The organism is Nocardioides panacisoli (assembly GCF_019448235.1).
GTDB lineage: Bacteria > Actinomycetota > Actinomycetes > Propionibacteriales > Nocardioidaceae > Nocardioides > Nocardioides panacisoli_A.
In genome coordinates this window covers 980,526-1,006,395 of sequence record NZ_CP080409.1, presented here as the reverse complement: position 1 = coordinate 1,006,395, position 25,870 = coordinate 980,526, and the positions used below count along the sequence as shown (strand labels likewise).

The following is a 25,870-nucleotide window of genomic DNA, read 5'->3' as shown; positions in this document are numbered from 1 at the left end:
CTATCGAGGAGGCACGTGCCGCTCAGAACGGCGGCCACGGGATCGGTGGCCAGCCTCCCTCCGGCCCCGGCAGGTGCCCCGCCGCGAGCAGCCGCTCACCACGTCGCGTGAGGGCGTCCAGCTCGAGGTCGGTGAGCAGCTCGGCGAGGTCCTCGCCCAGCGGACCGGCCAGCTGCTCGAGCACCTCCTCCACCACCCCCACCTCGGCTGCGGCCAGGGGTGCGCCCGCCCATCCCCACAGCACGGTGCGGAGCTTGGTCTCGTGGTGGAAGGTGACGCCGTGGTCGATGCCCAGCCGTGTCCCGTCGGGCAGCACCAGCACGTGACCGCCCTTGCGGTCGGCGTTGTTGCACAGCACGTCGAAGACGGCGAGGCGGCGCAGGGAAGGTGTGTCCTCGTGGACCAGCGTGACCTCGCGGTCGTGCTCGTCGAGCCCGTCGAAGACCGGCAGCCATCCCGCAGGAGCCCTGCCGGCGGGGACCAGGTCGACCGCGGTGGCCGACTCGTCGACCTCCTGCCACTCCTGCACCATGCCCGGGCCGTGCGGGCCCACGCCGTGCCACGTCGGCGGCACGAGGCCCCAACCCGTCGCCTCGGAGAGGAGGTACGCCGCCACCTCGCGGTCCGCGAGGGTCCGGTCGGGGAAGTCCCACAGCGGCTTCTCCCCGGCCACCGGCTTGTAGACGACCTCGCGGCCGTCGAGCTCGGCGAGGAAGGTCGCGTTGGAGGCCGGCATGATGCGGCCGCGCAACGCGAGCTCACCGGTCACGGCTCGCGACGCTTGAAGCCGTTGGCGCGCACGCAGAGGTGTCCCTCGGCGCCGACCGGCTCACCGCAGAACGGACAGCTGGGCCGTCCGGCGCCCACGACCTTGCCGGCACGCTGGGCGAAGGCACGCGCCGGACCGGCGGCCATGCGGACCAGCAGGACCTCGCTGCCCTCGTCCTCGGTGGCCGTCTCCTCGCCCTCGTTGGCGGCGTCGCCGAGACCCACGTTCTCCTCACCGACAGGGAAGACCTCCACGACCACGCGCTCGTCCTGTGCGTCCCACGACAGCGTCATGGTGCCGACCCGGAACTCCTCGGTGATGGGGGTCTCCAGCGGGTCGTCGTCGGTCAGGTCCTGCGGCGCGACGGCCGGGATGAGCGCCTCGGTCTCCGGCGACCCCATGACCTCGTCGAGCAGCTCGTCGATGCGCTCCGCGAGCGCCTCGACCTGTTGCTTCTCCAGAGCGACGGTCACCACCCGGGACCCGGCGCGCGCCTGCAGGAAGAAGGTGCGGGCACCGGGCTCCCCCACGGTGCCGGCGACGAAGCGCTCCGGCGGGTCGAATCCATGCACGATCGGCGACATGGCACCACTCTAGGAGCCGCGCCGAGCCGGGCCTGCCCCGCCACCGACGGTGCTGCTGCGGGCCTGTCGCTTGCCCCGTTCGGTCGCGAGCCAACCGAGGTCGCCGGCATGGGAGTTGGTGGCGAGCACGTGCGGTCGCTCCGGCCCGTAGCTGATGATCGAGATCGACGCCGGGTCGACGTTGAGCCGCTGGAAGTGGTCCAGGTGCATGCCCAGCGCGTCGGCCAGCAGCGACTTGATCAGGTCACCGTGGCTCACCGCCACCCAGACCGCGCCCTTGCCGTGGGCATCGGCGACGGCGGCGTCGTGGCGGCGTACGGCGGCGACGGCACGGTGCTGCATCGACACCAGGCTCTCCCCGCCGGGGAAGGTCGCCGCCGAGGGCTGCTGCTGCACCGTGCGCCACAGCGGCTCCTTGGCGAGCTCGACGAGCTTGCGCCCCTGCCAGTCACCGTAGTCGCACTCCGCCAGGCCGCGCTCGGTGCCGACCCGCAGCGAGCGCGACTGCGCATCGGCGATCAGGCGGGCGGTCTGCCGACAGCGCTGCTGGGGGCTGGACACGAGGTCGGCCACCGGCACCGCGGCGATCCGCTCGGCTGCCCGTCGCGCCTGGTCCAGGCCGGTGTCGTCGAGCTCGACTCCCGCTGTCCGCCCGGCGAGCACGCCCGCGGCGTTCGCCGTGGTGCGGCCGTGTCGTACGAGAAGCACTGTCGCCATGGCGATGAGGCTACTGCCGGTGCGGTGGCGTAGGTTGCGCGCGTCAGTCGAGGGGGAAGGAACGATCGTGAGCGACCTGACGCCGCCGGGACACCAGGGCCCAGCTCCCACCGGAGGCGGTGCGTCACCGCCACCACCGCCCGGGGCCGGGGCACCACCTCCCCCACCACCGCCACCCGCACCGCCGTCGGCGTACGCCGGTCCCGAGCAACCGCGCCGCGACACCGGACTCGCCTGGACCTCGCTGGCGCTCTCGGCCCTGCTGTGCCTACCGCTGTCGCCGCTGGTCGGCATGGTGCTCGCCGTGGTCGCACTGGTGCGTCGCCGCGCAGCGGTCTGGGTCCCCGGCCTCGCGCTGATCATCGGCCTGGTGTGCACGGCGCTCCAGGTCGACCAGGCGGTCCGGTCCTTCGACGACCTCCGTGACGGCGTCCAGCAGGGCCTGCGCGACGCCGCGGACCGGGAGGCCGAGGAGGCCCGCGAGGGCGAGGGCGACGGCGTGGTGTCCACCCTTCGGGTGGAGCCGGGCGACTGCCTGGACGACCCGACCGTCGCCGGCATGGGGGACGAACTCGTCGAGACCGACGAGGCGACGCTCGTCCCGTGCGAGGACCCCCACGACTTCGAGGCGTTCGCGCAGCTGCGGATGGCCGACGGCGACTTCCCCGGCCAGCCGGCCATCGACGAGGAGTCGCGCGCCTGCTTCGAGGAGTTCGAGACCTTCGTCGGCGCTGCGTACGCCGACTCCGACCTCGAGCTCTACCTCTACTTCCCCACCGAGTCCTCCTGGGACCTCTTCGGTGACCGCACCATCACCTGCCTGGTGGGGCTGCCGGGCGATTCGCTGCGCGGCTCCATGGCCGGCACCGAACGCTGAGGGACCGCCGATCAGGCGGTGAGGACGCCTGCCGCCAGCAGGACCAGCACGCCGGCGCCCAGCAGCACCCGGTAGATGACGAACGGCGCGAAGGTGTGGGTGCTGATGTAGCGCAGCAGCCAGGCGATGACGGCGTACCCGACGACGAAGGAGACCACCGTCGCGAAGATCGTCGGCGCCCAGCCGTAGCTGTTGTCCCCCGAGGAGATCTCGGGCATCTCGAACACGCCGGCGGCGACCACGGCCGGGATCGCCAGGAGGAACGCGTACCGGGTGGCCGCCGCGCGCTCATAACCCAGCAGCCGGCCCATCGAGATGGTCGCGCCGGAGCGGGACACCCCCGGGACCAGGGCCGCCGCCTGGGCCACGCCCATCAGCAGGGCGTGGCGGATCGTGAGGTGCTTGATCTCCCGCTCGTTGCGTCCGACCCGGTCGGCGATCCCGAGCACGATGCCCAGCACGATCAGGGTGGTCCCGATCAGCCACAGGTTGCGCAGGTCGGTCTCGATGGTGTCCTTGAACGCGACGCCGAGCACGCCGATCGGGATCGAGCCGAGGATGATGAACCACCCCAGGCGCGCCTCGAGCCGGCCGCGGTACTCGGGCTTGACCAGCGACTGCAGCCAGGTCCACGCGATGGTGAAGATGTCCTTGCGGAAGTAGAGCAGCACCGCCACCTCGGTCCCGATCTGCACCACCGCGGTGAAGGCGGCTCCCGGGTCACCCCACCCGAACAGCTCGGGGAAGATGCGGAGGTGGGCACTGCTGGAGATCGGCAGGAACTCCGTCAGTCCCTGGAGGGCCCCGAGGACCAGGGCCTGGAGGAAGTCGGACACGAGGCCGCATCCTACGGGCGGGCCGGGCACCGCTGCGGCACGGATCACCGGATCACCCGTGTCTGGCGTGCCCTTCCCCGCGCGGTCGTGGCCGCGGTCTAGGTTGGACCCATGCAGCAACGCTCCGTGGGGTCGACCGGCCTGTCGGTGTCGCGGATCGGTCTGGGCCTGATGCCGTGGGGCATCGCGACCGACGAGCACGAGGCGCGCGAGCAGCTCACCGCGTACCTCGACGCCGGCGGCACCTTCCTCGACACGGCCCACATCTACGCGCGCGGTGCCTCGGAGGAGATGCTCGGCGCCCTGCTCGGCACGACCGTGGCCCGCGAGGACGTGACGGTCGCGACCAAGGCCGGCTTCGGCCTGGTGCGGGGCGAGCACCGCTACGACGCCAGTCGCGGTCGGCTGCTCTCCCAGCTCGAGACCTCGCTGCGTCGCCTCGGCACCGACCACGTCGACCTGTGGCAGGTGCACGTGTGGGACGACGCGACGCCGCTGGACGAGACGCTCTCCGCCCTGGACATCGCGGTCACCAGCGGCCGCGCGGCCCACGTCGGGATCTCGAACTACACCGGCTGGCAGACCGCCCAGGCGGCGACGTGGCAGCGCGCGGTGCCCGGCCGCGTGCCGCTGGCCAGCACCCAGGTCGAGTACTCGCTGTCCAACCGCGACATCGAGCACGAGGTGATCCCGGCCGCCCTGGCCAGCGGCCTCGGCGTCCTCCCCTACTCCCCCCTCGGCAAGGGCGTGCTCACCGGGAAGTACCGCTCGGGGATCCCGTCGGACTCCCGCGGTGCGAACGACCCCCACATCGAGGACTACCTCGACGACCGGGGGCGCAGCATCGTCGAGGCCGTGGTCAAGGCCTCCGACGGGCTGGGCTGGACGCCGCTGGAGGTCGCCCTCGTGTGGGTGCGCGACCGCCCCGGCGTCACCGCGCCGATCGTCGGCGCCCGGACCAGCGCGCAGCTCACGGGCGCCCTCGGTGCCGAGGACAAGCAGCTCCCCCCGGAGATCCGGGAGGCACTCGACGACGTCTCGGACCCCGGATGAGCCGCCGGCCGGAGCTGCGCCCCGTCCACGCCCGGCCCCTGGGTCGCGGCGTCGAGTGGCAGTTCGAGACCGTGAGCTTCCCCCGCGACTTCTCGCGCAACGTGGTGACCAAGCTGCTCACCGAACGGGCCGAGCACGGCAGGTGGGAGCTGGACCGCGTCCGGATCGGCAGCGACGGCGTACGCCGGGTGGTGCTGCGGCGCAAGATCATCCGGCAGGTGCGCACCGCCTGAGCACGGCTCAGACCTGGTCGAGGAACCGGTCGAAGACCCGCTGCCCGAACTGTAGGGCGTCGACCGGCACCCGCTCGTCGACACCGTGGAAGAGGGCGGTGAAGTCCAGGTCGGCCGGGAGCCGCAGCGGGGCGAACCCGAAGCTGGACATGCCCAGCTTGCGGAAGTGCTTGGCGTCCGTGCCGCCGCTCATCAGGTAGGGAGCCACCACGGCGTCGGGGTCCTCGGCGAGCAGGCTGGCGGTCATCGCATCGACGATCCTGCCCTCGTAGGGGGACTCCCAGGGCTGCTGGTGCGAGATCGCCTCGATCTCGACGTCCTCGCCGCACAGCTCGGCCAGCGTGGCGAAGAACTCCTCCTCCGCCCCCGGCACGAACCGTCCGTCGATGCAGGCCGACGCCTCGGTCGGGATGACGTTGAGCTTGTAGCCGCCGTCGAGCATGGTCGGGTTCGCGGTGTTGCGGATGACCGCGCCGAGCATCCGGGCCGCGGGCCCGAACTCCTCGATCAGGTCCGCGGCGTTCTCCGGCGTGGCCTCGGTGCCGGCGAGCTCGCCGATCGCCGCGAGCAGCGTGCGCATCGTCGGCGTGAGGCGCAGGGGCCACTCGTGTGCCCCGATCCGCGCGACGGCGCCGGACAGCGAGGTGATCGCGTTGTCGGGGTTGATCATCGACCCGTGGCCGGCCCGGCCGCGGGCCGTCAGCCGCAGCCACGCCATGCCCTTCTCGGCGGCCTCGATGAGGTAGACCCGCCGGTCGCGGACCGTGGTGCTGAACCCACCGACCTCGCCGATGGCCTCCGTGCAGCCCTCGAACAGCTCGGCGTGGTCCCGGACGAGCACCTCGCCGCCGATGTGGCCGCCGGCCTCCTCGTCGGCGGTGAAGCACAGCACGACGGGGCGTTCGGGGACCCGTCCCTCGCGCTGGCGCGCCCGCACCGTCGCGAGCAGCATCGCGTCGAAGTCCTTCATGTCGACCGCGCCGCGCCCCCACAGGTAGCCGTCGTCGGTGATCTCGCCACTGAACGGGTCGACCTGCCAGTCCTCGGCCGCCGCCGGCACGACGTCGAGGTGCCCGTGCAGCAGCAGCGCATCGGAGCGGTCACCACTCCCGCCCCAGTGGGCCACCACGTTGGTGCGCCCGGGCGCACCCTCGATGAGCGTGCTCTCGATGCCGACCTCGTCGAGCAGGGTGGCGACGTGCTCGGCGGCCTTGCGCTCCCCCGGCCCCTCCTCGGGTCCGTAGTTGGAGGTGTCGATCCGGATCAGGTCGCGACAGATGTCGACGACCTCGGTCGCCGGGTCGGGCGTGGACGCGTCGGTGGCACTCACCCCTCCATCTTGGCAGCCCCCGTCCGGGCGGCCCAGCCCGACGGCAGACTGGTGCCCATGACCCATGACGACCGGCCCGCGCAGGGGCTCGACGAGGTGCTCGCCCGCCGCTTCCTGACCACCGACGCCGCCCGGCCCGAGCGCGTGGCACGCCGGCACGCGGGAGGCCGTCGTACGGCGCGGGAGAACCTGGCGGACCTCGTGGACCCCGGCTCGTTCGTGGAGTACGGGCGCTTCACGACCGCGGCGCAGGAGCAGCGGCGCGACCTGGCCGACCTTGTGGTGGAGACGCCCGCCGACGGCCTCATCGGTGGTACGGCGACCGTCGACGGGCAGCCGTGCGCGGTGCTGTCCTACGATTACATGGTCATGGCCGGCACCCAGGGCATGCGCGGCCACCACAAGTCGGACCGGCTGCTCGCCCTCGTCGAGCGGATGCGCCTCCCGACCGTCTTCTTCACCGAGGGCGGTGGCGGCCGCCCCGGCGACACCGACTACCCGCTGGTGTCGGCCCTCGACGTGGCGACCTTCGCCCTGTGGGGCCGGCTGGCCGGGGTGGTCCCCCGGATCGCGATCGTGTCCGGACGCTGCTTCGCCGGCAACGCCGTCCTGGCCGGCGGGGCGGACCTGCGCATCGCGACCACCGACGCGAACCTGGGCATGGCCGGACCGGCCATGATCGCCGGCGGCGGCCTGGGCGACTTCGCGCCCGAGGAGATCGGGCCCGCGTCCGAACAGGCAGCGAACGGCGTCCTCGACGTCGTCGTGGACGAGGAGGTCGAGGCGGTGGCGACCGCACGGGACCTGCTCGCGCTGGCGTCCGGGGTGAGTAGACCGGGGACGGCGCCGGACCAGCACGCACTGCGTGACCTGCTGCCGGCCAACGACCGGGAGGCCTTCGACGTGCGGCCCCTCGTGGAGACACTCGCCGACACCGACAGCGTCATCTGGCTACGAGAGGCGTGGGCGCCGGAACTGGTGACGGCGCTGGGACGCATCGACGGGCGCCCGGTGGGCATCCTCGCCAACCAGTCCACGCACGTCGCCGGCGCACTCACCACCGCGGCCTCGGGCAAGGGAGCCGACTTCTTGGACCTGTGCCAGTCGTGGGGCGTCCCGGTGGTGTCACTCGTCGACACCCCGGGCTTCATGGTCGGCCCCGAGGCCGAGCGCAGCGGCCTGGTCGGCGAGGCGTCCCGCTTCGTCACCGCGGGCGCGCGCCTCACGGTGCCGCTGGTCGGCGTGGTGCTGCGGCGCGGCTACGGCCTGGGCGCGCAGGCGATGCTGGGCGGCAGCACCCACCAGCCGCTGCTCACGGTGGCCTGGCCGGGCGCCCACCTGGGCGCCATGGGGCTGGAGGGCGCCGTACGACTCGCCATGGCCAAGGAGCTCGAGGCGCTCCCCGAGGCCGAGCGCGAGGCAGCGGTGGCCGACCACACTGCCGGGCTGCGGGAGCACGCCAAGGCCCTCAACGCTGCCCGGGTCTTCGAGATCGACGACGTCATCGACCCCGCCGAGACCCGGACGGTGATCGCCGCGACGCTGCGGGCGGCCGGCTGACGGACGCCACCGCCCGGATCAGTCGACGGCGTACTCGTCCGCGGCGAAGGTGGCCGTGCGGCGCTGGTACTCCGCCACCGGTCCGGGCCAGTTGGTGGTCACCCGCCCACTGGCCGAGGTGTACCAGCTGGTGCAGCCGGCCCACACGCTGCGGGCCAGCCGGCCCTGCACCTCGGAGTCGAACCCGTCGGCGACCTCGGGACGCACCTCGACGGTGCGGGCGCGGGCGGCGAGGACGTCCACGGCCTGGCGGATGTAGCCCGCCTGCGCCTCGAGCATGCCGATGATGGAGCTGCCGCCGAGGTTGGTGTTGGGACCGTAGACGCAGAAGAAGTTCGGGAAGCCGGGGACCGTCATGCCCAGGTGGGCGCGCGCGCCACCGTCCCAGGCGTCGTCGAGGCGTCGACCCCCGCGACCGGTCACCTCCATCGGCGCCAGGAAGTCGGTGGCCGCGAAGCCGGTGCCGAGGATCAGCACGTCGCACTCGTGGAGCGTGCCGTCGCCGGTGCGGACACCGGCCCCCTCGACGGCGGTGACGTCCTCGGTGACGACCTCGACGTGCTCCCGGGCGAGTGCGGGGTACCAGTCGTTGCTGAAGAGCAGTCGCTTGCAGCCCAGCGGGTAGTCGGGCACGAGCTTGGCCCGCAGTGCGGGATCCTTGACCTGGCGCCGCAGCTGGGCCTGCCAGGCACGCCGCAGGCCGCTCGCCAGCCGGCCGTCGTCGTCGAGGGTCTTGTTGAGCTGCTCGCTGAGGTGGAACACGCCGCGGCGTACGACGTGGTGGATGCCCGGCGCGCGGGTGAACAGCGTCGTGTGCCAGGGCCGGTAGGCACGGTCGGGCTTGGGGACGACGTAGGGCGCCGACCGCTGGAAGACGGTGATGGCAGCGACGTCGTCCACGATCCCGGGGACGAACTGGATCGCGCTCGCGCCGGTGCCGATCACGCCGATCCGCTTGCCGCGCAGCGGGACCGTGTGGTCCCACCGGGCCGAGTGGAAGGACGGGCCGGCGAAGTCGTCCAGTCCGGGGATGGCGGGCACCGCGGGCCGGGACAGCTGCCCGACCGCCGACACCACCACGTCGGCCACCAGGTCCGTCCCGTCGGTCAGGGTCACGACCCAGTGACGCTCGGTGTCGTCCCAGCTGACCGCGGCGACCTCGCTGCGGGTGCGCACGAGGTCGCGCAGGCCGGCCCGGTCGGCCTCGGTGCGGATGTAGTCCAGGATCTCCGGCTGCTTGGCGTAGCGGTGGCTCCAGTCGTGCTTGGGCGCCCAGGACCAGGAGTACAGCGTCGACGGCACGTCGCAGGCCGCGTCCGGGTAGGTGTTGTCGCGCCACACGCCACCGACGTCGTCGGCCCGCTCGAGGACGGTGACGTCGCGGTGGCCCGCGGCGAGGAGTTCGCGGGCCGTGGCCAGTCCGCCGAAGCCGGCGCCGATCACGAGGACACGGGGTTGCTGCGTGGGAGCCATGACCGAACGCTAGCCGCTCCCGATTCCGACCTCCCGCAGCCCCTTTGCTAGTGTTCTCGGGCACGCGCGGGTGGCGGAATTGGCAGACGCGCTAGCTTGAGGTGCTAGTGACCTATTACTGGTCGTGGGGGTTCAAGTCCCCCCTCGCGCACGTGAGGAACCCCAGGTCTGACCTGGGGTTCCGTGCTTTTTGCGGCCCTCGGCGTCTCAGGACCGCACCTCGGCGAGGAACCCGAGCAGCAGCTCGTTGACCTCCGCAGGACGCTCCTGCTGGACCCAGTGCCCGCACCCGGGCAGCACGTGGCACCCGCGCAGGTCGGGCAACGTGCGGTCGAAGCGCGCCATCGCACGCTGGCCCCACATCACCGGACCGTCCAGCTCGCCACCGATGAACAGCGACGGGACCCGGATCGGCGCGTGCCCCCAGACCGCGAGGTCCTCCCAGTCCCGGTCCACGTTGCGGTAGCGGTGCAGCGCGCCGGTGAACCCGGAGCGCGAGAACTCGGCCACGTAGAAGTCGAGGTCCTCCTCGGTCAGCCAGTCCGGCATCCGTTCTGGATGGGTGAACCGGTCGTCCATCCGGCCACCCGGCGCGATGGTGCCCACGACCGGTCCGCCGGCCGCCAGCTGCTCGGCCATCCCCTCCCCCGAGATCGACCAGTAGATGCCGCGCAGCCACCGGCGTACGTCGTCGGAGATCTCGGCCTCCGCCCGCCCCGGCTGCTGGAAGTAGGCGATGTAGAACTCCTCCTCGCCGCCCATGTCCTCGAACGCGTCGCTGGGCCGGGTCGGGCCGGAGGGAGCGAACGGCACCGACAGCCCGGCGACGGCGGTGAACACGTCGGGCCGCAGCTGCGCGCTCGCCCAGGCGATCGGTGCGCCCCAGTCGTGCCCCACGACCACCGCCTCGCGCTCCCCCAGCGCCGCGACGAGTGCGACGTTGTCGGCGACGTGCCGGAGCATCCGGTAGTCCTCGACCGCGGTCGGCACCGAGGAACGTCCGTAGCCACGTACGTCGATCGCCACCACCCGGTGGCCCGCCGCGGCGAGCGCCGGGATCTGGTGGCGCCAGGAGTACCAGGACTCCGGGAAGCCGTGGACCAGCAGGACCAGCGGTCCACTGCCGCTCTCGACGTAGTGGAGGTCGATGTCGTTGACCGCGACCGTGCCGTGCTGCCACCCGGTGATGTCCACGCGGGCAGTGTGGCACGCGGGGCCCGGTGCTCTCCTAGGCTGGCGCCATGTCATCACCCGCCCCGTTCCGGGTCGCGTTCGTGCCCGGCGTCACGCCCGACAAGTGGGCCCGCGTGTGGCGGGAGCGCCACCCTGACCTCCCGCTGGAGCTGTCGCCCGTCGCCGAGGACGCCCCGCGTGCGGTGCTCGCGTCCGGCGACGCCGACCTGTGCCTGGCGCGGCTCCCCGCCCGTCGCAGCGACCTGGTCGGCGACGACCTGCACTGCGTGGTGCTCTACGAGGAGCTCCCCGTGGTCGTCGCCGCCAGCGACCACCTCGTCGCCGCGGCCGAGCAGGTCACCTGCGCCGACCTCGACGAGGAGCAGCTCGTCCGTCCCCACCCCTCCGGGTGGCGACCCGCCGCCGAGCAGTTCGACTTCCCCGCGATGACCGACGCCGAGGCGGTCGCGACCGTGGCCGCCGGCACCGGGATCGTCGTCCTGCCGATGTCGGTGGCACGGCTGCACCACCGCAAGGACGTCGTCCACCGCGTCGTGACCGACCTGCCCACGACCGACGTCGGGCTCCTCTGGCGCCGCGAGGACGACAGCGACCTCCACCAGGACTTCGTCGGCATCACGAAGGGACGTCGCGCCTCCAGCAGCCGTTGAGTCGCCGCTGGTTCACCACCCGGTGGGCAGCGGCCGACCCTCGTGGAAGCCCGCGGCGGACTGCACCCCCACCACGGCGCGCTCGTGGAAGGACGGCAGGTCGGTCGCGCCGGCGTAGGTGAAGGAGGAACGCACCCCGGCACAGACCTGGTCGATGAGGTCCTCCACGCCCGGTCGCTGCGGGTCCAGGTACATGCGGTAGGAGGAGATGCCCTCCTCGTAGAGGCCCTTCCGGGCACGGTCGAAGGCGCTCTCGGTGCCCGTCCGGTTGGCGACCGCCCGGGCGGAGGCCATGCCGAAGGAGACCTTGAACGGCCGCCCGTCGGCGTCCTCGAGCAGGTCGCCCGGCGACTCGTGGGTGCCGGCGAACCACGACCCGATCATCACCGAACCCGCTCCGGCGGCCAGCGCCAGCGCGACGTCGCGGGGGTGGCGCACTCCCCCGTCGGCCCACACCTGGGCCCCGAGCTCGCGGGCAGCGGCCGCGCACTCCAGCACCGCGGAGAACTGCGGTCGACCGACACCGGTCATCATCCGCGTGGTGCACATCGCGCCGGGTCCGACACCGACCTTGACGATGTCGGCGCCGGCGTCGACCAGCGCACGGGTGCCGTCGGCGTCGACGACGTTGCCCGCCACGACCGGCACCGCCGGGTCGAGGCCGCGCACCGCCGCCAGTGCCTCCAGCATCCGGTCCTGGTGGCCGTGGGCCGTGTCGACGACCAACAGGTCCACCCCGGCGTCGAGCAGCAGCTTCGCCTTGCCCGCCACGTCGCCGTTGACGCCGATCGCGGCGCCGATCCGCAGGCGGCCCTGCGCGTCGACCGCGGGGTCGTACAGCGTCGCCCGGAGGGCGCCGGTCCGGGTCAGCACGCCGACGAGCGAGCCGTCCTCGTCAACGCCGACCGCCAGCGGTGCGCGGGCGGCGTCGACGGCGTCGAAGACAGTCCGCGGGTCGGTGGTCGCGGCGACCTCGACCTCCACGGGCCGCATCACCTGCTCGACCTGGGCGAACCGGTCGACCTCCGCGCAGTCCGAGCCGGTGACGATGCCGACCGGCAGGCCGTCGGAGACCACCACGGCGGCGCCGTGCGACCGCTTGGGGATCAGTGACAGCGCGTGGGAGACCGTCTGGTCCGGGCGCAGCTGGATCGGGGTCTCGAACACCAGGTGCCGCTGCTTGACGTAGGTCACCACGTCGGCGACCACGTGGGCCGGGATGTCCTGCGGGATGACGACGAGTCCGCCGCGACGGGCGACCGTCTCGGCCATCCGCTTGCCCGCGATCGCGGTCATGTTCGCCACGACCAGGGGCACCGTGGTGCCGGCGCCGTCGTTGGTGGCCAGGGAGACGTCGTACCGGCTGCCGACCGCGGAGCGGCGCGGCACCATGAACACGTCGTCATAGGTCAGGTCGTGGGCGGGGGCGTGCCCGTCGAGGAATCGCACCCTCCCGAATCTACCCGTGCCGGTGCGTCAGGATGGGGCCGTGGTGATCGAGGCGAGCGCCCCCGGACGGGTCAACCTGATCGGGGAGCACACCGACTACAACGGCGGGCGGTGCCTGCCCTTCGCGATCGACCTGCGGACCACGGTGGTGCTCCGCCCCCGACCCAGTCCCCGGGTCACGGTGCGCAGCGTGCAGGCGGGCGCCGCGGTGACCGTGGAGTTCGGCGACCTGCGGCCCGGTGTACGCCGCGACTGGAGTGCCCACCCGCTCGGGGTGCTGTGGGCGCTCGCCGAGGACGGCTGGCCGGTGCCGGGGATGGACGTGGCCATCGACGGCGCCGTCCCGCCCGGGGCCGGACTCGCGAGCTCGGCGGCCCTGGGCTGTGCGGTGGCCACCGCCGTGGCCGGACTCCGGGGCGGCCTGGTCGACGATGCGACACGCGACCGTCTCGCCGCCGCGTGCCACCGGGCCGAGACCGAGTTCGTCGGCGCGCCCACCGGTGGCATGGACCAGGCGGTCGCCATGCGCGGTTCGGCCGGTCACGCACTCCTGCTCGACTTCGGCGACGGGTCGCGACGCTCCGTGCCGCTCGCCCCGGCCGACGCCGGGCTGACGCTGCAGGTCATCGACACCGGGCACGCCCACGACCTCGCCACCGAGGAGGGGTACGCCGACCGGCGGCGTGAGTGCGCGGCCGCTGCCGACGCGCTGGGGCGCCCGCAGCTGCGTGGCGCCACCGCCGCGGACCTCGCCGACATCGCCGACCCGGTGTTGCGGGCGCGCGCCCGCCACGTGGTCACCGAGGAGGAGCGGGTCGACGCCGTCCTCGTCGCGCTCGAGGACGCGGACTGGACCGCCGTCGGTGCGGCCCTGACCGCATCCCACCGCTCGCTGCGCGACGACTTCGCCGCCTCGACGAGCGCGTTGGACCTCGCCGTCGACAGCGCCCTCACCGCAGGCGCCCTGGGTGCCCGTCTGGTCGGCGGTGGCTTCGGGGGCTCCGCCGTCGCCCTGACGCCACGAGACCGCGCCGCCGACGTCCGGGACGCCGTCGACGCGGCCTTCGCTGCCGCGGACCTCCCGCCACCGGGCCACCACGAGGTGACACCGGCAGCGGGAGCCTCGGTCACTTCAGCTCAGCGCTGGACAGCCCGAGGACCCGGCGCGCCACGATGAGCTGCTGGATCTGCTGGGTGCCCTCGAAGATGTCGAGGATCTTGGAGTCACGGGCCCACTTCTCCAGCAGCTCGTCCTCGCTGTAGCCCACCGACGCGCACAGCTCGACACAGCTGAGCGTCACGTCGGAGCCGACCCGTCCCGCCTTGGCCTTCGCCATGGAGGCCTCGAGCGAGTTGGGCTTGCGGTTGTCGGCCATCCACGCGGCCTGGAGGGTCAGCAGGCGCGCACCCTCCCAGTCCGACTCCAGCTGCAGGAACCGTGCCGCGGCAGCGCTCTGGAGCATGGCGGGCTGGTCGTAGTCCACCTCGACACCGGCTCGGGCGAGCAGGTCGCGGGTGAGGTCCAGCGACGCCCGGGCGCAGCCGATCGCCATGGCGGCGACCAGCGGACGGGTGTTGTCGAAGGTCGCCATGGCACCGGCGAAGCCCTTGCTGGTGTCGATCTCGGGATCGCCCAGCAGGTTCTCCTTGGGCACCCGGCAGTCGGTGAAGGTGATCACCGCGGTGTCGGAGGCCCGGATGCCGAGCTTCTCCTCCAGCCGCTCGACCTTCAGGCCGGGCGTGCCCTTCTCCACGACGAAGGACTTGATCGCGGCACGGCCGAGGGACTTGTCCAGCGTCGCCCACACCACGACGCAGTCGGAACGCTCCCCGGAGGTCACGTAGATCTTCTCGCCGTTGATGACGTAGTCGTCGCCGTCGAGCACCGCCGTGGTCGAGATCGCCGCCGAGTCCGAGCCGAAGCTCGGCTCGGTGATGGCCATCGAGGCCCACTTGCCCTCGAAGCGCGCGAGCTGCTCGTCGTTGGCGACCGACGCGATCGCGGAGTTGCCCAGGCCCTGGCGGGGCATGGAGAGCAACAGTCCGGTGTCGCCCCAGCACATCTCGGCGACCGAGGTCACCGAGGCCATGTTGGAGCCGTTGCGCACCGAGTCGTCGTCGCTGTCCTCACGGCGTACGCCGGCCGCTCCGGCACCCTCGCTCGCGCCGGACTCGGAGAGCCCGTCGATCATCGCCGCGAGCATGTCGAGCTCCTTGGGGTACTCGTGCTCGGCGGCGTCGTACTTGCGCGAGATGGGGCGCAGCATGTTCATCGCGACCTGGTGGGCCTGGTCGATCAGCGCCCGATGCTTCTTGGGAACCTCCAGATTGATGGCCATCAGACCAGCACCGTTCCTTCCATGATCCCGATCGCACGCAGGTCGCGGTACCACCGCTCGACCGGGTGCTCCTTGACGAATCCGTGGCCACCGAGCAGCTGGACGCCGTCGTTGCCGATCTGCATCCCCCGGTCGGTGCACGCCTTGCGGGCGAGCGCGACCTGCTTGGAGAAGTCCTTGCCGGCCGCGGCGCGGGAGGCGGCGCGGTGGGTCAGCAGCCGCATCGCCTGCAGCTCGATGGCGATGTTGGCGACCATGAACGCCACCGACTGCCGGTGCGCGATCGGCTCCCCGAAGGCCTCGCGCTCCTTGACGTAGGGCGTCACGTAGTCCAGCACGGCCTGGCCGGTGCCGACCGCGAGCGCGCACCACGCGAGCCGCGAGAGCCGGACGCACTCGGCGTAGGTCGTCCCGTCGGTCTCGCCGAGCACGGCGTCGGCGGGGACCTTCGCCCCGTCCAGCAGCAGCTTGGTCATGGTGGCGGCCCGCACGCCCATCGCGGGGTCGCTCTCCAGGCTCAGTCCCTCGGTGGAGGACTCCACCAGGAACAGCGTGGGACGGCCGTCCAGCGAGGCGCCGACGACGAAGAGCTCGGCGTCGGTGCCGCGCGCCACGAGGCTCTTGGTGCCCCGCAGGACGTAGCCGTCGCCCTCCTTGGTGGCGGTGGCCGCGGGTGCGAACACGTCGAAGAGCACGGTGGGCTCGTTGAGCGCAAGTGCCGCGGCCGGGACGTCCTCGCCGGTGAAGGACGGCAAGTAGGTCTGCTGCTGGGCCTCGGTGCCCCACAGTCCGATCGCGGTCGCGACCGAGCCGGGCGCCAGAGTGGCCACGGCGAGCCCCATGTCGCCCCGGGCCAGTGCCTCGGCCACCAGGGTGCCGGCCATGGCCGAGCGCTCCTCGGCGACCCCGCCGAGCTCCTCGGGCAGGCCGAGGATCGGGAGGCCGATCTCCTTGCTCTGGTCGAGCACCTCCTGCGGCGCGGTGCACGCGGCGTCGGCGTCGGCAGCCGCCGGACGCAGCACCTCCTCGGCGAACTCCGAGACCAGGTCGACGAGCATCTGCTCGTCCTCGCTCGGCGTCAGGTCGAAGACCCCGGACGGCGCCGCCTTGGGGGCGCGCACGCCCGGCTTGGAGCGCGAGCCGACCTTCTTGAAGGTGCGGCTGGCGTTGGTGACGGTGCGGAACCCGCTGCGCGTCACGGTGTTGACGACCTGCTCGGCCTGCTTGCGCAGGCCGACCTTGTCGAGCAGGTCGGTCTGGGCGAGGCGGCTCAGGCCGGCGACGAGGAGCCCGAGCGGATCGTGGCTCGCATCCTCGGGCACGCCGTGCTTGCCGCCCGGGCGGAAGTTGCTGATCAGGGACATGCGCCTAATGTAACTCTGAGTTACACATTGCGCTACACCTGTTCCGCGTGCCGCAGGTCACACCGCTCCCCCGGGCCCCGGTGACGCCGGCAGTCGTCGACTGTGCCGCACCTGCGCACGGGTCGTATGCTCCGGCGCCATGCCCGACGCCGAGCCCCATGCCCCCCACGGACCGCTGCCCACCGACGGCACGGTCCACCCCATGACCCGCTGGGGCACCGAGGTGATGCACCGCGCCCAGCAGCCAGTGACGGCGTACGACGCGGAGCTGCGGGAGCTGGTGGCCGACATGGTCGCCACCATGTACGCCGCGGACGGCGTCGGCCTCGCCGCCTGCCAGATCGGCGTCGACCGGGCCGTGTTCGTCTTCGACTGCCCCGACGAGAGCGGCGAGCGGACGGTGGGCGTGGTCTGCAACCCGGTGCTCACGCTGCCCGAGGGCGCGGACCGCAATCTCGACGACGACCAGGAGGGCTGCCTGTCGCTGCCCGGGGCGTTCGCCGCGTGTGCGCGCCCGGACTGGGCCGCGGTCGACGGCACCGGGGTGGACGGTGAGCCGGTGCACTTCGAGGGTGACGGGCTGCTCGCACGCTGCCTGCAGCACGAGACCGACCACACCCGCGGCACGGTCTTCGGGGACCGGCTGCCCACCAAGGCGCGCAAGAAGCTGCACAAGGCCCACGAGCGGGCGGCCGAGGACTTCCCCGACGGCTGGCCGGCGACCTGAGCGGGGGCCGGCCCGACCTCGGCTACGGTCGCCCCATGCCACTCGACCCCGACCTCGCCCCGCTGCTGGAGCTGATCCACGGCAGCACGCCGCTGCACGAGATGACGCCGACGGACGCGCGGTCCGCGTTCCGGCGGATGACCGTGGACATGCGACCGCCCGAGGCCGTGGTCCCGGTCGGTGAGGTCGTGGACACGACGGTGGCCGGCGGCCGCGGGGACCTCCCGGCCCGCAGCTACCGCCCCGGGACCTCCGGGCCGCACCCGACCGTGGTGCTCCTCCACGGCGGCGGGTTCGTCATCGGTGACCTCGACACTCACGACAACATGGCCCGGGCCATCTGCCGCGGCGCCGACGCCGTGGTGGTCTCGGTGGACTACCGGCTCGCCCCCGAGCACCCCTTCCCCGCTGCGGCCGAGGACGCGGTGGCCGCCGTCCGGGACGTGGTGGCCCGGCGCGGCGAGTTCGGCGGTGGCGACGCCGTCGCGGTCGCGGGCGACTCCGCCGGCGGCAACCTGGCCGCGGTCGCGGCACAGCAGGTCGGGGGCATCGCGGCGCAGCTCCTCGTCTACCCGGCCGCCGACATGGCCGGCGACCACCCGTCGATGACCGAGAACGGCGAGGGCTACTTCCTCGACACCCCCACGATGGCGTGGTTCACCGGTCACTACCTCTCCGGCGGTGGACAGCTCGACCCCACCGACGCGCTGCTCTCCCCGCTGCGCGGGGACCTGGCCGACCAGCCACCGGCCGTCGTCGCCACGGCCGAGTTCGACCCGCTGCGCGACGCGGGCGCGGCGTACGCCGACGCGCTGGCGGCCGCCGGCGTCCCGGTCCGCCACACGACCTACCCCGGCCAGATCCACGGCTTCTTCGACATGGGCCCCTGGTCGACCGCGAGCCAGGCCGCCGTCGACCACGCCATCGCCGAGTTCGCCGAGGTCCTCCCCCGCTGACCCAGGGTCGAGTGCTCACTTCTTCTCGTCGAGTGCTCACTTGTTGCACCTCGAGTCGGCACTTCTTCCCGGCATCGCGTCCCACCCCGGGCCGCCGTGGGTCCACAGGGCCCGACGAGGAGCCCCTCCTCCACAGGACGGCGTACGGCGCCTCGCCGGCCGGGCGCCGCGGGCCGACCGTGGGAGGCATGCCCCCGATCCTCCCCCGACGTCCGCTGACCCGTGCCGACCTGCTCGCCCGCGGCTACTCCGACCGCCTCATCGGACGATTGGTTGCCGAGGGTGACCTCCGCCGTACCTGTCGCGGCGTCTACCTCACCGCCGACCTGCCCGACGACCTCGACAGCAGGGCCGCCTCGCTCGCCCGCGTCGTCGCCGAGCACCACGTGGTCGTCGACCGCACCGCGGCATGGCTGCACGGCACGGGCGCCCACGCCTACGCCGAGTTGTGGCGTACGCCGCCGGTCGAGACCTGCGCCCTGCGCGGCCACCAGCCCACTCGACTCACCGCGGCCCGTGGCCGCACGCGCGACCTCGCACCGCGCGACGTGATGGTGCTCGCCGGACTCCGGGTCACGACGCCGTTGCGCACCGCACTCGACTGCGGGTGCCACCTCAAGCGGCGCGAGGCGATGGCCGTGCTCAACTCGCTCGCGCGCACCCACGGCCTGACCAGGGCCGACCTCCGCGCCGAGCTGCCGCGCTTCCGTCGCCGGCGCGGCGTCGTCCAGCTGCGGGAACTGATCCAGTACCTCTGCCCCGCGGTCGAGTCCGACCGCGAGAGCTGGGTCCTCCTCGCGATCCGTGACGCGGGCCTCCCCGAGCCCGAGCCACAGTTCTGGATCCACCGCGACGGCGTCCCCACCTATCGGCTCGACTTCGCCTACCCGCACCTCCGCGTGTGCGTCGAGTACGACGGCGCCGAGGCCCATGACCGGTCTCCGCGGCAGCGCGAGCGGGACGAGCGTCGTCGGCAGTGGCTGCGCGAGCACCACTGGACCGTGATCGTGGTCAGGGAGGGGGACTTCACCGCCGAACGCCTCGACGCATGGCTGGAGCAGGTGCGCGACGCCCTCGTGGCGTCGTACACGACGCGTCGCTGGTGAGTGCAAGTGCCGACTCGACCGTTGAGAAGTGCTGACTCGACCGTCAACAAGTGAGTACTCAACGGAGGGAAGTGAGCACTCAACGCTGCTGGGTCACGTAGCAGGCGATCGCAGTCGCGGCGGCCACGTTGAGGGAGTCGACGCCGGCGGCCATCGGGATGACGGCGCGGCGGTCGGCGGACCGTTCCCAGTGGGACGAGAGGCCGTGACCCTCGGAGCCGAGCACGAGGGCGACCCGGTCCACGTCGGCGACGGCCTCCTCGATCGGGACCGCGTCCTCGGCCAGGGTCAGGGCGAGGGTGGTGAACCCGGCCGCGGACAGGTCCGGGAGCGCGGCCCGCCAGTCCGGGACGCGGGTCCACGGCAGGGTGAACACCGAGCCCATCGCGACCTTGATCGCGCGACGGTAGAGCGGGTCGGCACAACGGGGTGCGAGCAGCACCGCGTCGAAGTCCAGGGCCGCACCGCACCGGATGATCGCGCCGACATTGGTGTGGTCCACGATGTCCTCGAGCACGAGCACCGACCGGGCGCCGGCCAGCACGTCGGCCACCGCGGGCAGTGGGCGCCGCTGCAATGAGGCGAGCGCGCCGCGGTGGACGTGGAAGCCCGTCACCTGCTCGGCGAGGTCCTCCGAGACCACGTAGCACGGCGCATCGGTGCGGTCGAGGACGTCGGCGAGCCCGTCGATCCAACGCGGCGCCATCAGGAAGGAGCGCGGCTCGTGCCCGGCCTCGACCGCCCGCCGCACGACCTTCTCGCCCTCGGCGAGGAAGAGCCCGTGTTCGGCCTCGAGGTGCTTGCGCAGCTGGACGTCGCGCAGGTCCCGGTAGTCCGCGAGCCGCGGGTCGGCGGCGTCGGTGACGTCGACGAGGGTCGCCATCGGCTCAGTCGCCCACCTCGGGATGGGCGACCCGCACGACCTCGCCGACCACGATGATGGCCGGGGCCTGCACCCGCTCGGCCTCCAACTGGTCCGCGAGGGTGCCCAGCGTCGCGAGCACCGTGCGCTCGGTCGGCATCGTGCCGTCGCACACGACCGCGACCGGGGTGCCCGGCGCGCGGCCGCCCTCGACCAGCGCCGTGGCGATCGCGGGAGCGTTGTGCACTGCCATCATCAGCACGACGGTGCCCTGCATCCGCGCGATGGCGTCCCAGGCGACGAGGGACTCGGGATGGCCGGGTGGGAGGTGCCCCGACACGACGGTGAAATCGTGGGTGATGCCGCGGTGGGTCACCGGGATCCCGGCGACCGCCGGGACGGCCACGGGACTGGTCAGGCCCGGGATGACGGTGACGGGTACGCCGGCCTCCCGGCAGGCGATCACTTCCTCGTAGCCGCGACCGAAGACGAAGTTGTCCCCGCCCTTGAAGCGCACCACGCGGCTGCCGGCAAGGGCGCGCTCCACGATGACCTGGTTGATCGCCTCCTGCTGCGCCGACCGGCCGCGGGGCAGCTTGGCCACGTCGAGGAGCTCCACGTCGTCGGGCAGGTCCCCGAGCAGCTCGCGGGGCGCGAGCCGGTCCGCCACCACGACGTCGGCCTCCATCAACGCCTGGTAGCCGGCGATCGACATCAGCTCCGGACGTCCGGGCCCGCCGCCGACCAGGGTCACCCCGGCGGTGCGCGGCCGCTCGGGAGCCGACCCGAGTCGTCCCTCCCGCAGGCCCTCGACGACCTCGTCGCGCAGTGCCGCCGACCGGCGGGGCTCGCGGGAGCCGAGCACGGCCACGGTGAGGCCGTCGTGCCGCCCGACCGCGGGCGTCCAGGCGGTCCCCTGTTGTGCGTCGTCGGCGCGCACGCAGAACACCCGGTGCTGCTCCGCCGCCGCGCTGACGCGCTGGTTGACGCCGGCGTCGTCGGTCGCCGCGACGGCGTACCACGCCTCGGCGAGGTCGGCCTCGGCGAACTCGCGCCGGTGCCACGAGACCTCGCCGGAGCCCACCAGACCCTCGATGGCCGGGGTCACGTCCGGCGAGACGACGTGGACGTCGGCGCCGGCGGCGATCAGCTGGGGCACCCGGCGTTGGGCGACCTCACCGCCGCCCACGACGAGCACGCGGCGGCCGTCGAGCCGCAGACCGGAGGGATAGAGGGTGCTGTCGTCCACGGCGGCCATTGTTCCAACAACCACCGTGGCCCCGGGGGCCGGCATCCACCCGTGGACAGGGGTGGCCGTGGTGGCGCGTCAGAGGCCCATCTGCTTGGCGATGATCATCTTCATCACCTCCGACGTGCCGCCGTAGATCCGGTTGACGCGGTTGTCGGTGTAGAGCCGGGCGATCGGGTACTCGTTCATGAACCCGTAGCCACCGTGCAGCTGCAGGCACCGGTCGATCACCCGGTCGGCGACCTCGGTGCAGAACAGCTTCGCCGACGCGGCCTCGGCGGCCGTCAGCTCACCGGCGTCCTCGGCCTCCAGCGCCCGGTCGACCACGGCCTGGGCCGCGTCGACCTCCGCCTTGCACGCAGCCAGCTCGAACTTGGTGTTCTGGAAGGAGGCCACCGGCTTGCCGAAGACGGTGCGGTCCTCGGTGTAGGCCTGCGCGAACCGGACCGCGGCGGCCGCCTGGGCGTAGGCGCCGAAGGCGATGCCGAGCCGCTCGCGCGGGAGGTTCTGCCCCAGGTAGGAGAAGCCCTCGTGCTCCTCGCCCAGCAGGTCCTCGGCGGGCACGACGACGTCGCTGAAGGACAGCTCGGCGGTGTCGGAGGTCCGCAGGCCGATCTTGTCCAGCTTGCGGCCGACCTCGTAGCCCTGCGAGGTGGTGTCGACCACGAGCAGGGAGATGCCGTGGCGGCGGTTGTCCTCGGTGGCCGGCGCCGTGCGGGCGCACACGATCACCCGGTCGGCGTGCACGCCGCCGGTGATGAAGGTCTTGGCCCCGTTGAGGACGTAGTGGCTGCCGTCCTCGGACTTCTTCGCCGTCGTGCGCATGCCGGCGAGGTCCGAGCCGGTGCCCGGCTCGGTCATCGCGATCGCGAACATCGTCTCGCCCGCCACGAACCCGGGGAGCCACCGCTGCAGCTGCTCCTCGGTGCCGAGCTGGAGCAGGTAGGGCAGGCAGAGGTTCACGTGCGCGCTGGCGCCGCCGAAGCTCACGCCGGCACGCGTGGTCTCCTCGGACACGATCGCGGAGAACTTGAAGGAGTCGATGCCGGCGCCGCCGTACTCCTCGGGGACCTCGATCCCCCACACGCCGAGCTCGCCGAGCTTGCGGTAGAGATCGCGCGGCACCAGGCCCTCGTCGAACCATTCCTGGTAGTGCGGAGCGACCTCGGACTCGATGAAGCTGCGCAGGGTCTTGCGGAATGCCTCGTGGTCCTCGTCGAAGACGGTACGGCGCACGGATGGTCCCCTTCTCTCGGGTGGCTGGACTGCCCATCCTGCCAGCCGCCCCGAAGCGGCGGGACCGGTTCCGGCCTCAGTCGTCGTCGCCCTGGCGCGCCCCACGCAGCAACGTCTCGAAGGGCGTCGGGTCGGCGAACTCGTCCTCGACGCTGCGACGCCGCGGCGTCGGTGCCGCCCCGGCGTCGGTCGCGAGGAGGGCGGCCAGCTCGGCCGCCGCCCGGTCGACCCGCTTCTGCAACGAACCGGTCACCCCGCCTGCGCCCGCGTCCCCGAAGTCCTCGCTCGCCGCGAAGACACCGGTCGGCACCGGTGCGGCGCGCAGGTGGGCGAACAGTGGCCGCATCGCGTGCTCGAGGACGAGGCTGTGCCGGGCCGTTCCGGCCGTGGCCGCCACCAGCACCGGCGTCCCGTCCAGGGCGCCCGGCTCGACGACGTCGAAGAAGGTCTTGAACAGCCCGGAGTACGAGGCCGCGAAGACGGGCGTGACGGCGATGACGGCATCGGCGTGCTGCACCGACCTCAGGGCGGCCGCCAGGTCGTCGGCCGGGAAACCGGTCACCAGGTGGTCGGCGAGTGCCCGCGCGAGTGGGCGCAGCTCGACGTGGGTCGTCTCCACACTCTCGCCACGGGCCGCGACCGCGCGTTCGGTCGCCTCGCCGAGGAGGTCGGCGAGCAGCCGGGTCGAGGACGGCGCACCGAGCCCGGCGGAGACGACGGCGACGCGGATCATGCGTCGACCTCCTCCCGCTGGCTGGCACTGGCGGCCAGCGAGTCGTGGGTGGGGGCGTCGGGCACGTGGTCGGGTCGTCCCTCGGCGAAGCCAGCGCGCAGGGCCGGCAGGATCTCGCCGAGCAGGTCGAGCTGCTCGAGCACGGTCTTGAGCGGCAACCCGGCGTGGTCGACGAGGAAGAGCTGGCGCTGGTAGTCGCCGGCGTACTCCCGGAACCCGAGCGTGCGCTCGAGCACCTGTTGGGGCGAGCCGACCGTCAGCGGCGTCTGCGAGGCGAAGTCCTCCAGCGACGGGCCGTGGCCGTAGACCGGGGCGACGTCGAAGTAGGGACGGAACTCCTTCCACGCGTCCTGGCTGTTGGGCCGCATGAAGAACTGTCCACCGAGGCCGACGATCGCCTGGTCCGCGGCACCGTGGCCGTAGTGCTCGAACCGGCGCCGGTAGAGGTCGATCATCTGGCCCGCGTGCGACGGCGGCCAGAAGATGTGGTTGTGGAAGAACCCGTTGCCGTAGTAAGCCGCCTGCTCGGCGATCTCCGGGCTGCGGATCGAGCCGTGCCACACGAACGGCGGGGCGCCGTCCAGCGGTCGCGGGGTGGAGGTGAAGCCCTGCAGCGGGGTGCGGAAGCGGCCCTGCCAGTTGACCACGTCCTCGCGCCACAAGCGGTGCAGCAGGTCGTAGTTCTCGATCGCGAGGTTCAGCCCGTCGCGGATGTCCTTGCCGAACCACGGGTAGACGGGTCCGGTGTTGCCGCGGCCGAGCATCAGGTCGACCCGGCCGCCGGTGAGGTGCTGCAGCTTGGCGTAGTTCTCCGCGATCAGCACCGGGTCGGTCGTGGTGATCAGGGTGGTGGCGGTCGAGAGGATGAGGTTCTCGGTCTGGGCACCGATCCAGGCCAGCGTGGTGGTCGGCGCCGACGACACGAACGGCGGGTTGTGGTGCTCACCGGTGGCGAAGACGTCGAGGCCGATCTCGTCGGCCTTCTTGGCGATCTCGACGGTGGCCCGGATGCGCTCGTGCTCGGTCGGCGTCCGGCCCGTGGTGGGGTCGGGCGTGACGTCACCGACGCTGAAGATGCCGATCTGGATGCCCATGGCCTGTCCTTCCGTGCGCGTGAGCCCACTTCGGTTGACGTGTCACCAATCGCCAACGGGCTGCGCGGCCAGCCTATTCCCGCCGCCCAGTACCCTGCTCATCGCGACAGGAGGTGACGCCGATGCCAAGGATGCCGGGGATGCCGGGCACGCAGGCAGACGTGCTGGGGGCACCGTGGGTGGCCGACACCCTGGAGCTGGCGCCCGACGACGAGGGCGAGGCGGTCGCGACCCTGGTCCACCGCGGGCGTCGCCGGCACGACGCCGCGATGCTGCACGTCCACGGCTTCAGCGACTACTTCTTCCACACCGAGTACGCCGCCTGGTGGCTCGAGCGGGGCTTCGATCCGTTCGGCCTGGACCTGCGCAAGTACGGCCGCTCGCTGCGCCCCCACCAGACGCCGACCTACGTCGACGATCTCGCCACCTACTTCGAGGACCTCGATGCCGCGTGGGAGCGGGTCACCGCTCACCACGACCGCGTCGTCCTGTCCGGGCACTCCACCGGCGGTCTCGTGGTCGCGCTGTGGGCCGACAGCCGGCGACCCGCCGAGCTCGCCGGGCTGGTGCTGAACTCCCCGTGGCTGGACCTGCAGGGCAAGCCGTGGCTGCGCAGTCCGGTCGCCGACTTCGCGTTGGACAAGCTCGGCACCCTGCAGCCGCTCCGCGAGCTCGAACGCGACGTGACGGGCTTCTACGCACGCAGCCTGCACCGCGACCACGAGGGCGAGTGGGCCTTCGACCTCGCGTGGAAGCCACTGGAGTCCTTCCCCGTGCGTTACGGCTGGCTGCGTGCGATCCGCCGCGGCCACGCGCAGGTGCGGGCCGGGCTCGACGTGCCCGCACCGGTGCTCGTGCTCTCCTCGGACCGCAGCGCCTGGCCCACCGAGATGAACGAGGACGTCTTCCGGTGCGACATCGTGCTCGACGTCGCCCACATCCGCCGCTGGGCCACCGCGATCGGGCACCACGTGACCTACGCGGCGGTGCCCGGCGCGCAGCACGACGTCGTGCTCTCCCGACCGGAGCCACGGGCGCTCGCCTACGAGGAGATCCAGCGCTGGACGCACGCCTACCTCACCTGAACAACCACCTAGGCTGCCGGTCATGGAACCCGTGACCGGACTCTCGCTCGGACGGATCGCCATCGGCGCCGTCGCACTGCTCTCCCCGCGACTCGCCGCGAAGCTGTTCCTGCTCGACGGGTCCGCGAACCCACAGCTCCCCTACATGACCCGGCTCTTCGGTGCGCGGGAGGTCGCCCTCGGTGCGGCGACGTTGACCGCCACCGGCACGGCTCAGCGCAACCTGGTGGCCATCGGCGTGGCCGTCGACGCCGCCGACGTCGCCACCGGCGTGGTCGGCGCGCAGCGGGGCGAGGTCGGCCGGGTGGCCGGCGGCGGCCTGTCCGCGATCGCACTGGGTGCGGTCGGAGCCGGCATCGCCGCACTCGCGCTCGCGCGCAAGGGGTGAGCCCGC

26 protein-coding genes and 1 tRNA gene are annotated in these 25,870 nt (G+C 72.7%); 12 read left to right on the top strand and 15 right to left on the bottom strand.

Annotated features, from left to right (window positions below; all coding sequences use genetic code 11):
• Nucleotides 1-22 precede the first annotated feature (22 nt).
• The 3 genes from KUV85_RS04955 to KUV85_RS04945 are packed head-to-tail and all read right to left on the bottom strand — an operon-like array spanning nt 23 to nt 2,070.
• Nucleotides 23-769 (bottom strand): SCO1664 family protein, encoded by a 747-nt coding sequence (locus tag KUV85_RS04955; RefSeq protein WP_219962110.1) that lies wholly within the window; start codon nt 767-769, stop codon nt 23-25.
• A complete protein-coding gene (locus KUV85_RS04950) occupies nt 766-1,353 on the bottom strand; it encodes a DUF3090 domain-containing protein (protein ID WP_219962109.1) in 588 nt (195 codons plus the stop codon). The genes KUV85_RS04955 and KUV85_RS04950 overlap by 4 nt, the downstream gene beginning before the upstream one ends.
• A gap of 9 nt (nt 1,354-1,362) precedes the next feature.
• The gene (locus KUV85_RS04945; protein ID WP_219962108.1) at nt 1,363-2,070 is read right to left on the bottom strand and encodes an MSMEG_4193 family putative phosphomutase; all 708 of its coding nucleotides are present in this window, start codon (nt 2,068-2,070) and stop codon (nt 1,363-1,365) included.
• A gap of 67 nt (nt 2,071-2,137) precedes the next feature.
• Here KUV85_RS04945 and KUV85_RS04940 point away from each other — a divergent pair, with 67 nt between their 5' ends.
• Entirely contained in the window at nt 2,138-2,947 is an 810-nt protein-coding gene (locus KUV85_RS04940; RefSeq protein WP_219962107.1) for a septum formation family protein, read from the top strand.
• 11 nt (nt 2,948-2,958) lie between these two features.
• Here KUV85_RS04940 and KUV85_RS04935 read toward each other — a convergent pair whose 3' ends face one another.
• On the bottom strand, nt 2,959-3,783 hold the full coding sequence (locus KUV85_RS04935) for an undecaprenyl-diphosphate phosphatase (protein WP_219962106.1): 825 nt from the start codon (nt 3,781-3,783) through the stop codon (nt 2,959-2,961).
• 111 nt (nt 3,784-3,894) lie between these two features.
• Between KUV85_RS04935 and KUV85_RS04930 the strand changes: the two genes are divergently transcribed.
• Together KUV85_RS04930 and KUV85_RS04925 are read left to right on the top strand one after the other, a co-directional pair.
• Complete coding sequence (locus KUV85_RS04930) at nt 3,895-4,836, top strand: aldo/keto reductase (protein ID WP_219962105.1); 942 nt, start codon at nt 3,895-3,897, stop codon at nt 4,834-4,836.
• A complete protein-coding gene (locus KUV85_RS04925; RefSeq protein ID WP_219962104.1) occupies nt 4,833-5,069 on the top strand; it encodes a DUF5703 family protein in 237 nt (78 codons plus the stop codon). Before KUV85_RS04930 ends, KUV85_RS04925 begins: the two co-directional genes overlap by 4 nt.
• Nucleotides 5,070-5,076: 7 nt before the next feature.
• On the opposite strand, the gene KUV85_RS04920 is transcribed toward KUV85_RS04925, so the two are convergent.
• A complete protein-coding gene (locus KUV85_RS04920; protein ID WP_219962103.1) occupies nt 5,077-6,399 on the bottom strand; it encodes a M20/M25/M40 family metallo-hydrolase in 1,323 nt (440 codons plus the stop codon).
• A gap of 57 nt (nt 6,400-6,456) precedes the next feature.
• Between KUV85_RS04920 and KUV85_RS04915 the strand changes: the two genes are divergently transcribed.
• The gene (locus KUV85_RS04915; RefSeq protein ID WP_219962102.1) at nt 6,457-7,959 is read left to right on the top strand and encodes an acyl-CoA carboxylase subunit beta; all 1,503 of its coding nucleotides are present in this window, start codon (nt 6,457-6,459) and stop codon (nt 7,957-7,959) included.
• A gap of 18 nt (nt 7,960-7,977) precedes the next feature.
• Here KUV85_RS04915 and KUV85_RS04910 read toward each other — a convergent pair whose 3' ends face one another.
• On the bottom strand, nt 7,978-9,432 hold the full coding sequence (locus KUV85_RS04910; RefSeq protein ID WP_219962101.1) for a flavin-containing monooxygenase: 1,455 nt from the start codon (nt 9,430-9,432) through the stop codon (nt 7,978-7,980).
• A 64-nt stretch (nt 9,433-9,496) separates the two neighbouring features.
• Here KUV85_RS04910 and KUV85_RS04905 point away from each other — a divergent pair.
• A tRNA-Leu gene (locus KUV85_RS04905) sits at nt 9,497-9,583 on the top strand.
• Nucleotides 9,584-9,639: 56 nt separating this feature from the next.
• Here the strand turns inward: KUV85_RS04905 and KUV85_RS04900 are convergent.
• Complete coding sequence (locus KUV85_RS04900; protein ID WP_219962100.1) at nt 9,640-10,626, bottom strand: alpha/beta fold hydrolase; 987 nt, start codon at nt 10,624-10,626, stop codon at nt 9,640-9,642.
• Between the two features lie 47 nt (nt 10,627-10,673).
• Between KUV85_RS04900 and KUV85_RS04895 the strand changes: the two genes are divergently transcribed.
• Complete coding sequence (locus KUV85_RS04895; protein ID WP_219962099.1) at nt 10,674-11,276, top strand: substrate-binding domain-containing protein; 603 nt, start codon at nt 10,674-10,676, stop codon at nt 11,274-11,276.
• A 12-nt stretch (nt 11,277-11,288) separates the two neighbouring features.
• Here the strand turns inward: KUV85_RS04895 and KUV85_RS04890 are convergent, their stop codons facing one another.
• The gene (locus KUV85_RS04890; protein ID WP_425299397.1) at nt 11,289-12,668 is read right to left on the bottom strand and encodes a GuaB1 family IMP dehydrogenase-related protein; all 1,380 of its coding nucleotides are present in this window, start codon (nt 12,666-12,668) and stop codon (nt 11,289-11,291) included.
• Nucleotides 12,669-12,765: 97 nt separating this feature from the next.
• Here KUV85_RS04890 and KUV85_RS04885 point away from each other — a divergent pair, with 97 nt between their 5' ends.
• Nucleotides 12,766-13,902: a galactokinase gene (locus KUV85_RS04885; protein WP_219962097.1), complete on the top strand. Its 1,137-nt coding sequence runs from the start codon at nt 12,766-12,768 to the stop codon at nt 13,900-13,902.
• On the opposite strand, the gene KUV85_RS04880 is transcribed toward KUV85_RS04885, so the two are convergent.
• Nucleotides 13,853-15,064, bottom strand: coding sequence for an acyl-CoA dehydrogenase family protein (locus KUV85_RS04880; RefSeq protein ID WP_237690204.1), 1,212 nt, complete (start codon nt 15,062-15,064; stop codon nt 13,853-13,855). The two genes, KUV85_RS04885 and KUV85_RS04880, sit on opposite strands and share 50 nt — an antisense overlap.
• The gene (locus tag KUV85_RS04875) at nt 15,064-16,428 is read right to left on the bottom strand and encodes an acyl-CoA dehydrogenase family protein (protein WP_219962096.1); all 1,365 of its coding nucleotides are present in this window, start codon (nt 16,426-16,428) and stop codon (nt 15,064-15,066) included. The genes KUV85_RS04880 and KUV85_RS04875 overlap by 1 nt, the downstream gene beginning before the upstream one ends.
• Nucleotides 16,429-16,567: 139 nt before the next feature.
• Here KUV85_RS04875 and def point away from each other — a divergent pair, with 139 nt between their 5' ends.
• The 3 genes from def (at nt 16,568) to KUV85_RS04860 (ending at nt 19,217) form a co-directional block, all read left to right on the top strand.
• Complete coding sequence (def, locus tag KUV85_RS04870) at nt 16,568-17,155, top strand: peptide deformylase (protein ID WP_219962095.1); 588 nt, start codon at nt 16,568-16,570, stop codon at nt 17,153-17,155.
• Between the two features lie 35 nt (nt 17,156-17,190).
• Nucleotides 17,191-18,111, top strand: coding sequence for an alpha/beta hydrolase (locus tag KUV85_RS04865; protein WP_219962094.1), 921 nt, complete (start codon nt 17,191-17,193; stop codon nt 18,109-18,111).
• 188 nt (nt 18,112-18,299) lie between these two features.
• Nucleotides 18,300-19,217, top strand: coding sequence for a type IV toxin-antitoxin system AbiEi family antitoxin domain-containing protein (locus KUV85_RS04860; RefSeq protein WP_219962093.1), 918 nt, complete (start codon nt 18,300-18,302; stop codon nt 19,215-19,217).
• 79 nt (nt 19,218-19,296) lie between these two features.
• On the opposite strand, the gene KUV85_RS04855 is transcribed toward KUV85_RS04860, so the two are convergent.
• From KUV85_RS04855 to KUV85_RS04835, 5 genes are all read right to left on the bottom strand, one after another.
• Nucleotides 19,297-20,100 (bottom strand): TrmH family RNA methyltransferase, encoded by an 804-nt coding sequence (locus tag KUV85_RS04855; RefSeq protein WP_219962092.1) that lies wholly within the window; start codon nt 20,098-20,100, stop codon nt 19,297-19,299.
• A 4-nt stretch (nt 20,101-20,104) separates the two neighbouring features.
• Nucleotides 20,105-21,328 (bottom strand): uroporphyrinogen-III C-methyltransferase, encoded by a 1,224-nt coding sequence (gene cobA / locus KUV85_RS04850; RefSeq protein ID WP_219962091.1) that lies wholly within the window; start codon nt 21,326-21,328, stop codon nt 20,105-20,107.
• A gap of 78 nt (nt 21,329-21,406) precedes the next feature.
• Nucleotides 21,407-22,564 (bottom strand): acyl-CoA dehydrogenase family protein, encoded by a 1,158-nt coding sequence (locus KUV85_RS04845; protein ID WP_219962090.1) that lies wholly within the window; start codon nt 22,562-22,564, stop codon nt 21,407-21,409.
• A 76-nt stretch (nt 22,565-22,640) separates the two neighbouring features.
• The gene (locus tag KUV85_RS04840) at nt 22,641-23,297 is read right to left on the bottom strand and encodes an FMN reductase (protein WP_219962089.1); all 657 of its coding nucleotides are present in this window, start codon (nt 23,295-23,297) and stop codon (nt 22,641-22,643) included.
• Nucleotides 23,294-24,385, bottom strand: coding sequence for an LLM class flavin-dependent oxidoreductase (locus KUV85_RS04835; protein ID WP_237690249.1), 1,092 nt, complete (start codon nt 24,383-24,385; stop codon nt 23,294-23,296). The genes KUV85_RS04840 and KUV85_RS04835 overlap by 4 nt, the downstream gene beginning before the upstream one ends.
• A gap of 146 nt (nt 24,386-24,531) precedes the next feature.
• Here KUV85_RS04835 and KUV85_RS04830 point away from each other — a divergent pair, with 146 nt between their 5' ends.
• Nucleotides 24,532-25,476 carry an alpha/beta hydrolase gene (locus tag KUV85_RS04830; protein ID WP_219962087.1) on the top strand — a complete coding sequence of 315 codons (945 nt, stop codon included), beginning with the start codon at nt 24,532-24,534 and terminating at the stop codon, nt 25,474-25,476.
• Nucleotides 25,477-25,498: 22 nt separating this feature from the next.
• On the top strand, nt 25,499-25,864 hold the full coding sequence (locus tag KUV85_RS04825) for a hypothetical protein (RefSeq protein ID WP_219962086.1): 366 nt from the start codon (nt 25,499-25,501) through the stop codon (nt 25,862-25,864).
• Nucleotides 25,865-25,870: the final 6 nt, after the last annotated feature.

What these genes read in the sequence shown, in the direction of transcription:
- KUV85_RS04950 (WP_219962109.1), bottom strand. Translation starts at nt 1,353, where the DNA reads ATGTCGCCGATCGTGCATGGATTCGACCCGCCGGAGCGCTTCGTCGCC.
- KUV85_RS04945 (WP_219962108.1), bottom strand. Translation starts at nt 2,070, where the DNA reads ATGGCGACAGTGCTTCTCGTACGACACGGCCGCACCACGGCGAACGCC.
- KUV85_RS04930 (WP_219962105.1), top strand. Translation starts at nt 3,895, where the DNA reads ATGCAGCAACGCTCCGTGGGGTCGACCGGCCTGTCGGTGTCGCGGATC.
- KUV85_RS04925 (WP_219962104.1), top strand. Translation starts at nt 4,833, where the DNA reads ATGAGCCGCCGGCCGGAGCTGCGCCCCGTCCACGCCCGGCCCCTGGGT.
- KUV85_RS04915 (WP_219962102.1), top strand. Translation starts at nt 6,457, where the DNA reads ATGACCCATGACGACCGGCCCGCGCAGGGGCTCGACGAGGTGCTCGCC.
- KUV85_RS04910 (WP_219962101.1), bottom strand. Translation starts at nt 9,432, where the DNA reads ATGGCTCCCACGCAGCAACCCCGTGTCCTCGTGATCGGCGCCGGCTTC.
- KUV85_RS04895 (WP_219962099.1), top strand. Translation starts at nt 10,674, where the DNA reads ATGTCATCACCCGCCCCGTTCCGGGTCGCGTTCGTGCCCGGCGTCACG.
- KUV85_RS04890 (WP_425299397.1), bottom strand. Translation starts at nt 12,668, where the DNA reads ATGGTGCCGCGCCGCTCCGCGGTCGGCAGCCGGTACGACGTCTCCCTG.
- KUV85_RS04880 (WP_237690204.1), bottom strand. Translation starts at nt 15,064, where the DNA reads ATGGCCATCAATCTGGAGGTTCCCAAGAAGCATCGGGCGCTGATCGAC.
- KUV85_RS04875 (WP_219962096.1), bottom strand. Translation starts at nt 16,428, where the DNA reads ATGTCCCTGATCAGCAACTTCCGCCCGGGCGGCAAGCACGGCGTGCCC.
- def (WP_219962095.1), top strand. Translation starts at nt 16,568, where the DNA reads ATGCCCGACGCCGAGCCCCATGCCCCCCACGGACCGCTGCCCACCGAC.
- KUV85_RS04865 (WP_219962094.1), top strand. Translation starts at nt 17,191, where the DNA reads ATGCCACTCGACCCCGACCTCGCCCCGCTGCTGGAGCTGATCCACGGC.
- KUV85_RS04860 (WP_219962093.1), top strand. Translation starts at nt 18,300, where the DNA reads ATGCCCCCGATCCTCCCCCGACGTCCGCTGACCCGTGCCGACCTGCTC.
- KUV85_RS04855 (WP_219962092.1), bottom strand. Translation starts at nt 20,100, where the DNA reads ATGGCGACCCTCGTCGACGTCACCGACGCCGCCGACCCGCGGCTCGCG.
- KUV85_RS04840 (WP_219962089.1), bottom strand. Translation starts at nt 23,297, where the DNA reads ATGATCCGCGTCGCCGTCGTCTCCGCCGGGCTCGGTGCGCCGTCCTCG.
- KUV85_RS04830 (WP_219962087.1), top strand. Translation starts at nt 24,532, where the DNA reads ATGCCGGGCACGCAGGCAGACGTGCTGGGGGCACCGTGGGTGGCCGAC.
- KUV85_RS04825 (WP_219962086.1), top strand. Translation starts at nt 25,499, where the DNA reads ATGGAACCCGTGACCGGACTCTCGCTCGGACGGATCGCCATCGGCGCC.